Annotated in this window: 9 protein-coding genes, 1 pseudogene and 1 riboswitch; of the genes and pseudogenes, 1 reads left to right on the top strand and 9 read right to left on the bottom strand. The window is 37.5% G+C overall.

The genetic code is table 11. The features are described 5' to 3' along the window. Positions 1-54 precede the first annotated feature (54 nt). The 7 genes and pseudogenes from I6G50_RS03195 to I6G50_RS10585 all read right to left on the bottom strand — a co-directional run bounded on the left by I6G50_RS03195 (position 55) and on the right by I6G50_RS10585 (position 7,517). Entirely contained in the window at positions 55-639 is a 585-nt protein-coding gene (locus tag I6G50_RS03195; RefSeq protein ID WP_197909143.1) for an ECF transporter S component, read from the bottom strand. Between the two features lie 101 nt (positions 640-740). Beyond that, a riboswitch (FMN riboswitch) is annotated at positions 741-857 on the bottom strand. Between the two features lie 91 nt (positions 858-948). Then, a complete protein-coding gene (locus I6G50_RS03190; protein ID WP_197909142.1) occupies positions 949-3,021 on the bottom strand; it encodes a cation:proton antiporter in 2,073 nt (690 codons plus the stop codon). A 9-nt stretch (positions 3,022-3,030) separates the two neighbouring features. Next, on the bottom strand, positions 3,031-3,477 hold the full coding sequence (locus tag I6G50_RS03185) for a hypothetical protein (RefSeq protein ID WP_003134673.1): 447 nt from the start codon (positions 3,475-3,477) through the stop codon (positions 3,031-3,033). 137 nt (positions 3,478-3,614) lie between these two features. Beyond that, the gene (locus I6G50_RS03180) at positions 3,615-4,412 is read right to left on the bottom strand and encodes an EAL domain-containing protein (protein ID WP_197909141.1); all 798 of its coding nucleotides are present in this window, start codon (positions 4,410-4,412) and stop codon (positions 3,615-3,617) included. A gap of 3 nt (positions 4,413-4,415) precedes the next feature. Continuing rightward, positions 4,416-5,750: a glycosyltransferase family 2 protein gene (locus I6G50_RS03175; protein ID WP_081167826.1), complete on the bottom strand. Its 1,335-nt coding sequence runs from the start codon at positions 5,748-5,750 to the stop codon at positions 4,416-4,418. After that, positions 5,740-6,273, bottom strand: coding sequence for a hypothetical protein (locus I6G50_RS03170; RefSeq protein WP_197909140.1), 534 nt, complete (start codon positions 6,271-6,273; stop codon positions 5,740-5,742). The genes I6G50_RS03175 and I6G50_RS03170 overlap by 11 nt, the downstream gene beginning before the upstream one ends. Before the next feature lie 104 nt (positions 6,274-6,377). Then, a pseudogene (locus I6G50_RS10585) lies at positions 6,378-7,517 on the bottom strand (GGDEF domain-containing protein). Between the two features lie 564 nt (positions 7,518-8,081). On the opposite strand from I6G50_RS10585, the gene I6G50_RS03160 reads away from it, so the two are divergent. Continuing rightward, on the top strand, positions 8,082-8,930 hold the full coding sequence (locus I6G50_RS03160; RefSeq protein ID WP_197909139.1) for an Rgg/GadR/MutR family transcriptional regulator: 849 nt from the start codon (positions 8,082-8,084) through the stop codon (positions 8,928-8,930). Between the two features lie 39 nt (positions 8,931-8,969). On the opposite strand, the gene I6G50_RS03155 is transcribed toward I6G50_RS03160, so the two are convergent. Both I6G50_RS03155 and I6G50_RS03150 read right to left on the bottom strand, forming a co-directional pair. Continuing rightward, positions 8,970-9,635: an NAD(P)H-binding protein gene (locus I6G50_RS03155; RefSeq protein ID WP_081167818.1), complete on the bottom strand. Its 666-nt coding sequence runs from the start codon at positions 9,633-9,635 to the stop codon at positions 8,970-8,972. A 157-nt stretch (positions 9,636-9,792) separates the two neighbouring features. After that, the gene (locus tag I6G50_RS03150) at positions 9,793-11,424 is read right to left on the bottom strand and encodes a DUF6273 domain-containing protein (RefSeq protein ID WP_081167815.1); all 1,632 of its coding nucleotides are present in this window, start codon (positions 11,422-11,424) and stop codon (positions 9,793-9,795) included. Positions 11,425-11,837: the final 413 nt, after the last annotated feature.

The raw sequence follows: 11,837 nt of genomic DNA, 5'->3' as shown, positions 1-11,837 counted from the left end.
AAGAGAAATCTTCTTAAGCAAAAATAAAAAAAGGAAGTGACTTCCTTTTTTTATTTAGGCATTAAGAAATTTAATTGCTTTTGAACCGCGCAAAGCCCAGTATAAAGCTGCAAAGCTGGCAGCATAGATGAGACCTTCTAAGAGGTTAAAGATGATAACAGCAACGATATAAGCTGAAATCCCTCCTGGGAACATTGTAGCGATGTCAAAGTTTGCAAATGCTGAGTAAAGCGGGATAGCATATACGTAATTCAACACAACCATTACAGCGGTCAAAGCAAGGGTGCCAAAAATGGCGGCCATAATATAGTTACGCAGACTAAACTGATGACGTAAAAAGAACCAGAGGACGAGAACAAATACGGTTACAGCAACAATGTTCATTGGTAAGCCGATATAAGTATTTACCCCTTCGCTGTTTAGCAAGAGCCAAAGAAACGAGCGGATCACTAAGATTGCAAAAGCGCTACTCAAACCAAGCATAAATAGACCAATTAAAATAGGTAAGATTGTAAAATCAATCTTTAAGAAGCTTGCACTAGGAACCAAAGGAAATTGGAACATTGGATAAGACAGTACGAATGAAATAGCACTGAGCATTGCGACAAGTGTGAGTCTACGTGTTTTTGAATTTGACACGAAAAAACCTCCAAAATAGAAAATAGTATTTCTTCATTTTGAAGGGAGTATTTGAATATTTGTGAAAAACTGACGCAACCCAAAAAGAGCTGGTCATATTCCTTATTCTTCTCCCATCCAGACTTTACTGTCGGTTGTGGAATTTCACCACATCAAGCTTTTCAGCTTCGCGGACTTTAACCGCCGGTCCCGAATTTCACGGTGCCCTGAAGATAAGTATATTATATCACAAAAAATATTAATTTGTGATTTTTGAACTGTTTTTTGTGAGGTAATTTTGATTCATTACTCTTGTTATTTTTTCACTACTCAATTTCTATTTCTCGGCTTCTTTCTTTTATTCCTCCGAAATTCCATTAAATCATAGATAAAGGACCTGTGATCACTTGCTAATGCGTATTCCTCTAATAGATTGACGGTTTGCCTTAGTTTTTTCGCCTCACTCAACTCAATCCGTCCTGTATGTTCATAGTCAAAAATGACCTTGCGCTCGAGATAATAAGCTTCCATCAACTCTTCGATATTAGTCAATTCAGTTGCGACGCGGAAACCATTCACATAGTTCCAATTTCCTTGCGCGATATGTTCTGCTAAGCGTAGACGTTCTGACTGTAAGAAGTCAACGAGTTGTGCATCATATACACTTCCTAGATTTTCTAATGTTTCCAGAACCAGCTCGGTATTGTCAAGGTAGAGATTTGTTATTTCCCGGCGTGTTTCTTCCATATCCTCAGCATTTTGCTGTGTTATTTTAAAGTCCAGTCTTAAAAACCTGGTTCTTAAAACTCTCAAAGCTCTTACCAAAACGACTTGGGTAAATTGTAAACTAGAAACAAGGTCGTGCGCCAAGTTTTGCTCTAGAGTCCGAATATAACGATGATAAGCACGGTAGGTACGCATCGAGATGTGATTCTTTTCTAAAGCGCCTTCCAAACCTTCGATTTCCACTCGGATAATCAAAAGTTGTAAAGTATTAAAGTTTGCTGAAATACCCGCACTTTCTTGCTCCACAATAAGCTTTTGAATACGGTTTTGATAGTCGGCAATAACAAGATGATAACCGTTTTGAGCTTTTTCCGTTATTCTTTCTCGGAGTTCTTGAACCACATCACCTAAAATAGCAATGACAGTGAGATTATTAACAGAAGTCTTCTTCTCAACTGCAAAATAAGGCAATGCAATCAGACTCACCAAGAAGCTCAAACCTGTCACTGAGGTACAAAAGAAGATGAGCAAATTAGCTGTATTTCCTGCAAGTTCTGGTAAAAGTAAGATAGTCGCAATAGAAACTGTCCCTTTTGTCCCAGAAAAGGTCAAAAGCAAAAGTTCGCTCCAATAAGAAGTAAACACTTCTGCTTTATTCTTGGTTGCAAAAAGATAATAAAAAAACAATATCAAGAACCGAAGAGCAAAAAGAGCCAACGTTAAAAGTAAAACAACAAAAATCAACCAGAAAACAGAGTAAGTTCGATTAAAGAGAAAAGGAAAAACCAGACTATGTAGTTCAATGCCAAGAAAAATAAAGACACTCGAATTAAGCATAAAGACGATTGTTTCCCAGACACTGTTTTTTACACGTGTGACCTGTGCATCAAAAACAGTCGTTGGTCTCAAACCATTGGACTGAAGAATACCTGCGACTACAACGGCGATAATACCCGAGACGTCCAGTACTTCTGCTAATGCAAAAGCAGCAAGTGGCACAACAAATTCCAACATTAAATAACCGCTGACATCCTGTGCATCCACATCTTCAAGTGCTTGTAAAATTTTATTTTTTAATATGGAAAGTCCAATACCAATAGCAAAGCCACCTATAATCGAAAGCAACAAGTTCATCGTCGCCTGTGGCAATGAAAAACTTCCTGTCACAAGGGCTAAAACGGCTATCTGAAAGGAGACAATACCTGAAGCATCATTGAATAAACCTTCTCCCTGGAGGATGTTCATGACGCGTTGGGGAAACATAAAACGGGTTGAAAGTGTACCTACTGCAATAGCATCTGTTGGTGCTAAAGCAGCTCCTAAAGCCAAACAAGCAGCCAGAGGTATGCCCATATAAAACAAATGAAGAATCCCACCCAACCCAAGAGCCGTTACAAAAACTAAAGGAAATATAAGTACTAAGATCAAGTGACGATGTTTAACGATACGTTTGACTTCTGCTTCTTCACTTTCTCGAAATAAAAGAGGCGCAATAATAAAGCCTAGGAAAAACTCTGGATCCACATGAAGAAATTCTGAAATACCCCCAAAACCAAAAAGAATCCCTATTAAAACCTGTACCAAGGGTAAGGCTAACTTAGGGAAAATTTTATTGATAACATTTGAAAAGACCAATGCGAGGAGGAAAATGATCACGTGGATAATAGACTGTAGCATAAAATTCCTTTAAATATCGTTTCTAAAACGTCTTTGTTTTTCTTGAATTTTTTTGTCCAGTTTTGAACAGTCTTTATTATTCATGCGTAGACGGCAACGCTTAAACTCTAACTCTGCTAACTGACGTTTAATTTTTTCACGTTTTGCTCCGTTAAACTCGTCTTTTTTCACATATTCTAATTTTTGAAGCATTAACTGCTTTTTAGCACCCAGGGCTTCGAGATTATGTTCCAAATCTTCACGGGAAATATTGCTGGTTTCGTCTTGGAGAGTACTTTCCAAAATTTCTTTTTTTCGATTAATTTCGGACAGGTGTTCTTCAATTTTTTTAATTTTATCTTCTTTGGATAAACTCATGAAAGCATTAATCTCTTGAGATTCCTTATCTTCATTACCACCTTCAAGATAAGTCTTTCGAAGCTGTTTTAAGCGCTCTTCAAAAGTCAGTTCATTCATTTTTGTACTCTTCCTTTTTTCACTTATTATCCTTGAGATAATAGATATTTTACGTCAAAACGTTTTTCTAAAACTATTCTACTCTTTTTTGTAAATAATGCAACTTTCAAGTACTTATGAGAGTGAAAAATAAAGCACTACTTCTCAGAGTGTGGTTTATCGATAAAATAGCCTTGTCTGTTGTCTATTTTTAGCTTGTTTGCTAAATCTAGACCTTCGACATCTTCGACTTCTGTAATATCAATATTTTTATTTTTACTTCGAATCAAGCGTACCCAGTCACCAATATTTAAATCAAACCATTCTGAATCATTTTTCTTTTGAAACTTAGACAGTGGAATTTTTACGCCATATATATCGTTCAATAACCATTTGATTTTCTTATAGTACTTTTTAGTCGGTTCTATCTTTTCTAAGATCACATGAACGTTTATTTCTCTACTGATTTTCAGATTTTTCTTGATTCTTGACTTCATGATAAAGCCTACTCTATCTGTCAACTCTACGTTAAACTCAATACGTGGCTCCATCGGATAAGCTTCTCCTTTGACCCATCTGATAAAGTATTCATAACGTGGATCAGCCAACTGGTTTAAACTGATGTTAATGGCTATAAAATCAGAAGGATGATTGATTTTAACAAAGCTTTTGTTGAGTAAATGAATCACTTCGCGTAGGGTAAATTTATCGATATCTTCTGGAAAAATCCACTCTTGTTTATCCTCATCAAATTTACGTAACAAGGCTTCTAAACCCGATTTTTCTCCATTGTTGTCAACAATTGTCTGAAAGAAAAATGTGTAATTATCAACATTTTTCATCGTCTTCGGGTATATTGCATTTTGTCTTTTGGCCCAAGAATAGCTAATTACGATTCCGAGTAAACACAAAAGAATAAAAATTATGGTACCAATAAACAACAAGTCTATTAACATGTCTCATCCTTTCTTCAGGCTCTTTCTGGTCGGACTGACCCAAGCTCCGGAATGATCACTTTCCCCAAAGCAGGCCTTCATGGCTGGTATAAAAGTAGTTACAATCGTTAAGGGATTTACTATCCAAAAGAATAGCATGTAGAGAGGAGCAAAAATAAAGTACTTAAACTTCTCCCCTTTACTGTCCAAAATCAAGGCAGCCAGCAATTGCAAAGTTCCTGCTATAAGTTCAAAAGTCACAAATATAAAGGACATAGCAATTCCATGTCGAATAAATTCATAATTACCTGTGAACAAAGCATACAGCATTGTTATTGCAAAGATGATGGTAGTGATAAAGAAGAAAAAGGACCAGATGATTGAAAAGGTTGTGTCTAAAAACATGGACAGCACATAGCGATATTTGATGGGATGGAGAATAAACTTAAAAGAATTTGTAAACCATACCTCGGTACCCCCTTGAGCCCAACGTTTTCTTTGTTTATAGAGTTGAGATAGGGTTTCTGGTACGTTCATATGAAAGATAATGTCTGGTGCAAACCGAGGCGTTACTCCATACATTAGATGATCCCATGCAATACTTATATCTTCCGTGCTACGATCCTGTCTAAACCCACCCACGTCAATAAGAAACTGTTTCTTATACATGGTATTTGCTCCACTGTATGAATACATCGAATCATTAATCGCAGTCTGACTTCGCTTAATCACCCCAACAATACTAGAAAATTCAACCGTTTGAGATTTCCCCAATATTGTCGTTCTATTTTGAACATCCATATTTGCTGTCACTGCTGCAGTGTTAACATCTTCTTCACTGATAAAATAATTCATATATTTCATCAGGGCATCTTTTTCAGGAATAGTATCGGCATCATTACTTAAAATGTATTCACCCTTAGCAAAGTAAGTTCCAATATTAAAGCCATGTGCTTTACCTTGATTTTTCAAAATATTGATGACACGTAGTTTATCATATTTGGCTTGTAATTCAAGAAGAATAGGCAACGTTTTATCTGTACTTCCGTCATTAATCACTAAGATTTCATAGTTACTATAATTTAGCATTGTCGCTAAATATTCAATCGTTTCTTCGATCATGATTTCTTCATTATGAGCAGGAATCATAATCGTAATCATCGGCTGTTCATCTGGTGATAGCTCGATAAAATTTGTTTCTTTTCTACTTTTTTTTAAAAAACGGTAGCTCAGAGATCCAAAAAACCAAAATAAAGCTCCGATAACTGGATACAAACATAAAATTAATAAACATACTGCTATAAAGGTTTGTAGTCCACTGCCTCCTGCAAAGGTCTGTCCAAAAACATCAAATATCATAAGTATGCACCTCATCCTTATCTAAGGCTTTCGAAAGCTCATCATTTGCTAAATTTTTTTCAGGTAATACTTCGAAATATTTTACATTGTGTCGGAAATCTTTTTCACCAAAACGCTCCGCCATAAAATTTTCTCCTTTTTTTCTCCGTTCAATACTGGAAACAGAGTCAAAAGTTGGCCATTTTTCAATAACAGACTCCCGGCGATTATTTTGAATTATTGTCATACTGGTCGCATAGGTGAAAGTAATAATCACACAAAAAGCCAGTATGATATATAAAAATTTAATTTCTAAGATTCCTTCGGAATAATTCCAAAATTCTATCCCATGCTTGCCTTTGGATACATGATATACAAAGGCTTCAATAGTGATAAAGGTGGGAACAATGAAACAAATCCACCCTATTAAGGCGACGAAGAGCTGTTTTATTTTTAAAAACCAATTTCCTTTTTCAAAAAACAGGTCAGAATAACTGTAATTTTCTTCCTGTTTTTCTTTACTGTTTACCTTTTCCATATTCATATTTTATATTCCTTTGGCATAAAACTTTACTTGTTACCGCTACGATATTATTAGGTTAATGAAAGATTATAATAAAGCGCTAGAAAAATCAATTTTATTGTTTCTTAATTGTAATAGACTTGATTTTTTCCTCTCGTTTTAGCTGTGTATAAATTTTTATCTACAGCATAAATGGCTTGCTCTTGAGTGACACCATTTTTGATTTCTGCCACGCCAACTGAAATGGAAACATTAATATGATAGGGCTCATTATAGAATTTAAATGCAGAGATTTGCTTAACTATGTTGCTCATGATATCTCTCACTTATTCACCACTACGATTTCTAAAGATTAAAAAGAATTCATCTCCACCATAGCGAAAAAGTTGACCATTCTCTTCTTCCTCTCTCAGATACTTCTCTGTAATATAACAAATCTCTTTTAAGATATAATCTCCCGAGTTATGACCATAACTATCATTGATACGCTTGAAAGAGTCCACATCGAAAAATACTAATGAAAATTTCGAAATGATGGGGCTCTCAATTATTTCATTCATTGTTTCTTCAAATTTTCTTCTATTATATACATTTGTTAACGTATCAATATATGTAAATTTTTTGTATTGTGAATATTCCTCTACAATCGAAGAAATTACAGAAAAAATAAATTTGGAAACAATCAAGATAATGAATGTTTTACAAGCAACACCTATGGAATAGCCCACACTAAATGGAAAGAGGGACAAGGATAGAAGTTGTACCGACACAACCATACCTAAACTTATCAATATAACATTCGTATAACTCTGCATCATTGCGACTTGGTTTTTGGAGATAACATACAGTATAAACCAGAAGAGTGCAAAAGAAGCCCCAACTAATAGCGTAGATTTTAAATGGAAACCATAGCTATAAACATAGCACGCATAAAAAATGATAAAGGACGGTATTACTGCATACTCAATATTTTCATAATAGGAGACAATAAAGTAATCCACCACTATAGCAATAAAAATGAGAGAAATATCACTTAACAAATAGCCATGAGGAGAGCCTTGGTCTATCTCTAAAAATAATAATTTTAAAAGTAAAATCCAGGCCGTAAAATTACTAGAATATAGGAAAAATGCCGCATATCTGTTCTTGATTAAACTATTTCCATGGATAATATTTTTAGTGATAAATATACCACCTAATATAGTTGGCACTAAAAATAATTTCACGAAAAAATTATTTCCTATTACTTCATATATGAAATTCATTGTCTACACTCCTGTCGTCCTTAGAATTTGTGAGTTAAATCCTAAAAGTAAGTTTGACACATTCACCTCTAGAGTCAAATTTGGCCAAACTGTATTTCATCGTCTTAAGAAAAGTCCGCGAGCAAGCCGAACTTCTATTTCATAAGCAGACATTAAAAACAGGTACTCTATAAACTGTACCTGCCGAGCTCATAAACTGTTATTATAAAACTTATGGGAGTCCGCTTAGCTATTTCGATATATTAATAATTTGTTTTATCATTTTATATTTTTCAAATAAAAAATGATTTTGTGAGAATAAATTTCCGGTCCCAAGTAAATCTCATGTTAGAATACACTTATAATGTTTATTTTGATTTTGGGAAGAGTTAAATGTTGACTTGATTTAAATATTCTCTTTTTTTAATTATAATATATTATAGTATAACAAAAAAGGCGTCTTTTGATGTCGTTGCATAAATGCAACTAAAAAAATTATCGTTACACTTTTGAGGACAGAACGGCATTTCATTTCTTTTTCTGTTAGTATGTTTTGGGCTGCCCCAAAAAATGACTGGAGATTTTATGGCATATAAAAAATTTGGATATGTTTTTCGGCAAATACGAGAACAGAAACATCTCTCCTTATCCGATTTTTCTTCTATTGGTATATCTAAAGCAACGCTTTCTCGATTTGAACGTGCAGAAACAATGATGAGTTTTGAGAAAGTTGTGCAAGCCTTACAACTTATGGGAATAAGTCTTGAAGAATATGAGTATCTTTTAAACGACTACGCACCAAATGAATCGGAAGCGTTTATGGGAGAGATTGAACACGCGACAAATAAAAATGATAAAGACGAACTTAACAAGCTCTATACAATAGCACTTGAAGCTGGCTATCCCTATATTGCCCTTGCTGCGAAAGCTTCTGCTACACGCTTAGGGTCTGAAGATGTTGATACCATCACAGACTACCTCTATGAGGTCAAAGCGTGGAGTCATATTGAACTGTATATTTTTTACTTTACGATGAGCGATTTAAGTATGAGAGATATACTGTATATTTTAGATCTTTTTTTATTGGAAAAGAATCATAAGATCTTTAACTCTCGCAAATATCGGGCCATTCTAGTGCAGGCGTGTTGCCGTGCGGTAGCTATCCTCGCAAATCGAGGCTACAAAGAGTACAGTGAGCATATTCTTAATCGCGTAGATACTTTGAATCTTGTAAACTCCATGTTTCTACGTAATCTTCTCAACCTCTCCAGAGGCTTCTGGATACATCGTTTTAAAAATAAAACCGAAGGGGATATTATGATGCATCAAGCACTAGATATCTTCCACGCGATTAGTACGGTAGAGATTGCAGGATACTACCAAAGACAGTACGATACTTACGCTAAAAGACAAAATTGTGAAACTACAAAATAACAAACAAAAACCTAGTTTTCCATAAACTAGGTTTTTATATTATTCAACACTTTGAACAGCTGAAGAAATATCTGTCTTTCCTGTTACGATCTCAAATTCTTTTCCGATGGTAGCATTATTCTCTAGAGTTTCAAGGATGACTTTTGCTACATCTTCTCGGGGGATACTCCCTGCTTCTACTTGAGATCCCAGATCGATTTTACCGATGGCTGGGTCATTTGTAAGCATACCGGGATGAATGATAGTCCAGTCTAGCTCCGTTCTTGATTTTAACCACTCATCCGCATAGTTTTTAGCAATCGTATAAATTTTCAAAGAAGAATCTTCCTTGATCTGACGACTGATTTCTTCTCGTCCTACTCGGAAAGTACTTACCATGACAAAACGCTTAACTTTGGCTTGCTCTGCTGCAGTCATAATTTTTACTGCTCCATCTAAGTCGATCATCACCGTTTTATCTAAACCTGCGCCACCTGCTCCTGCACTAAATACCACAGCATCAACATCAGCCATAGCAGCAGCAAACTCTTCGATACTGTTGTTTACAATATCCAAAAGAGTTGTTTCAATGCCAAGCTTGTCAAAGAAGGCTTTTTGCTCTTCTTTACGAATCACTGCTTTTTCTTGAATTTCAGGATAATCTTTTAAGGTTTCAGCTAAATGCTTAGCTACTTTACCATTTGCTCCTACAACAAGTACTTTCATATCTGACCTTCTTTCTTACTTTAAGCACCCCATATAGAGTATGCCTTCTCCTTCTTATTCTATACCATAATCTAAAATGTTTCAAAAAAAGCAACTTTGAAAATAAGAGATGAGAAAAACCTATCCGTTTTCTTTGATAGGTTTTTCTGAGTGGTTTTTAGTTTTGGGATTGGTTTATTATGAGAGCTGGTCGGACACCCCCTGTGGGACTGCTAATCGTACGAGCAACATTACCACCCAAGTTGCCTTCTATAAACACAATCCAAGCATCCGCGCTAGTAGGAGCGGGGGTACGTAGCCACCACCAACCGAGAGCAGTAGAGCCTCGTTGTGCATGGTTCGGGAAAGCTAAACCTTCCCCAGACAATTTAGTCACATCCGCAAGTGAAAGCGCAAAGGCTCGGGCTGTTCCTTCAGGATCCACTTGCGTAATATCATACGCAACTTGACCTGTTAAGTTGTTAGGTATCCATCTGTTACCACCTGTGTAGGAAACAGCTCCATCCGCAATTTCACCTGTCGTAAAGCTATTGGCGACAGGCTGAACCATAGTTTGGACGGCGCTATCAAGATTGGCATACCAAGAAGTGAGGGATGCTTCTTGACCATTCCAAGTTACATTACGAATGGCATTGTTGCGAATGATTAGATGATTGCCATTGCCCATGTTTTCAAGATACCGGTACTGTTGTCCAGCCATGGTAAAGATACGGCCAGGGTACATCATGCGGAAGACAAAGTCGGAGGGGGGAGAGTCCACATCGGCACCGGGGTTGACCCCGCCCATAGCATTATTTCGAATGCCTGTGAGGAAGTCCGCTAAGCGGGCGTCACCCCCAGGCAGGAACTCATCACTCTCCGCAGGAGCTATGAAGTCACTCTCTACATGGATTCCGTAATAGTAATGACCATTGACAACAGTTTCCTTGATCGCATCGGTCATCTTGGCAGCATCCAGCAGATAAGAAGTTGTTTCTTTTGGCTCAAGGAGCGAGGCCCAGTAGGCCCAGCCAGTCTGATGGTCCACCACCCAGAAGTCGCCGATTTGTTGGCGCGGGGGGAGCGAGGCCCACTGTTCGATCGTCATCGGGGCACGCTCCTGTTGGAGGTTTTGTTCAGCTTCATTGGTAAGTGAAGCGCCGGGCCATGGAAGTGTCGCATCGTTCGTATACACATCACCTTCTGACCAGTAGTCATCCGTCCCATCTCCGGGATGCGTGGCTCCATCTGTGACACCGTCTGTCGCACCGCTTCCTGCGATATAGTCACGGGCATGTCCTGCGGCTGCAGTCATCTGATTTGTATTTTCATGGTTGAAGGTTGGCATATACCAAGGGGCATCTCTGCCTGCTCGGCTCCAGCCAAAAGTCAGGCGGGCGTATCGGTCAAAAGCATTGGACGGGTCGGTATTGAGTCGGTCATTGATATTGGTGGGGCTTGGCATCCATGTGGTCCAAGAGTCAAGGTTGTCCCGTTCGGTGCCAGCGACCAGTGGGGTCCAGGTGTCTTCTCCTCTTTTCCGTGTTTCTAAAAACTCCGACAAGCGTATACGTAACATGATGGGCTCTTCGTCGTCATAGTTTTCGGCAAAGACATCCTTGTTTTCGGTCTCACGGTTATAGTAGTCGTGCATCCGCCCGCCAACTGGGGTTTCAACTTCGTTTTCGCGGTCATTGATGGCCCGCTGGTTAAAGGCGGTAAAGGCATAACTTCCTCCGATGAGGAGCAGTAAGAGTGAGAGGAGGACAAGGTTACGCAATCGCCGGCTCTCTTTTTTTGTTGGTGTCATAGGCATACCTCTTCTTTTACTTCTTTTTTATCTTGATTCATAACTTTTTCTCTATAGGCCTCATCCTTAAGGAAAACGACACGAAAAAACCGCTCTAGGGATCCAGAGCGTTGTGGGACACGCAAAAAGAGGCAGTTTTCTACCTGTGCTGTGCTGTGCTGTGCTGTGCTGTGCTGTGCTGTGCTGACCAATTATACGGCATCACGTTTACCTCATCAAATAATTTAAAATGATATAAGAACATCTCTCATAATATTTTAACATTTATCTTTTTGATGACAAAATGATTTCCGTGTATTTCCTATATTGCTATTTTATATTGGTAGTTTAACTGTTTTCATTTCTTCAAAGAAGAGCCATTCCTTCTTTATAATATAAAAAAGCCTATCAATCGAGACAGGAACTGTTCAAAT

It is taken from the genome of Lactococcus garvieae, assembly GCF_016027715.1.
GTDB classification, from domain to species: domain Bacteria; phylum Bacillota; class Bacilli; order Lactobacillales; family Streptococcaceae; genus Lactococcus; species Lactococcus garvieae_A.
Note: the sequence above shows the minus strand (reverse complement) of the source record. Positions and strands in the feature narration are given on the sequence as shown.

What these genes read in the sequence shown, in the direction of transcription:
- I6G50_RS03190 (WP_197909142.1), bottom strand. Translation starts at nt 3,021, where the DNA reads ATGCTACAGTCTATTATCCACGTGATCATTTTCCTCCTCGCATTGGTC.
- I6G50_RS03160 (WP_197909139.1), top strand. Translation starts at nt 8,082, where the DNA reads ATGGCATATAAAAAATTTGGATATGTTTTTCGGCAAATACGAGAACAG.
- I6G50_RS03150 (WP_081167815.1), bottom strand. Translation starts at nt 11,424, where the DNA reads ATGACACCAACAAAAAAAGAGAGCCGGCGATTGCGTAACCTTGTCCTC.
- I6G50_RS03180 (WP_197909141.1), bottom strand. Translation starts at nt 4,412, where the DNA reads ATGTTAATAGACTTGTTGTTTATTGGTACCATAATTTTTATTCTTTTG.
- I6G50_RS03185 (WP_003134673.1), bottom strand. Translation starts at nt 3,477, where the DNA reads ATGAATGAACTGACTTTTGAAGAGCGCTTAAAACAGCTTCGAAAGACT.
- I6G50_RS03155 (WP_081167818.1), bottom strand. Translation starts at nt 9,635, where the DNA reads ATGAAAGTACTTGTTGTAGGAGCAAATGGTAAAGTAGCTAAGCATTTA.
- I6G50_RS03170 (WP_197909140.1), bottom strand. Translation starts at nt 6,273, where the DNA reads ATGAATATGGAAAAGGTAAACAGTAAAGAAAAACAGGAAGAAAATTAC.
- I6G50_RS03175 (WP_081167826.1), bottom strand. Translation starts at nt 5,750, where the DNA reads ATGATATTTGATGTTTTTGGACAGACCTTTGCAGGAGGCAGTGGACTA.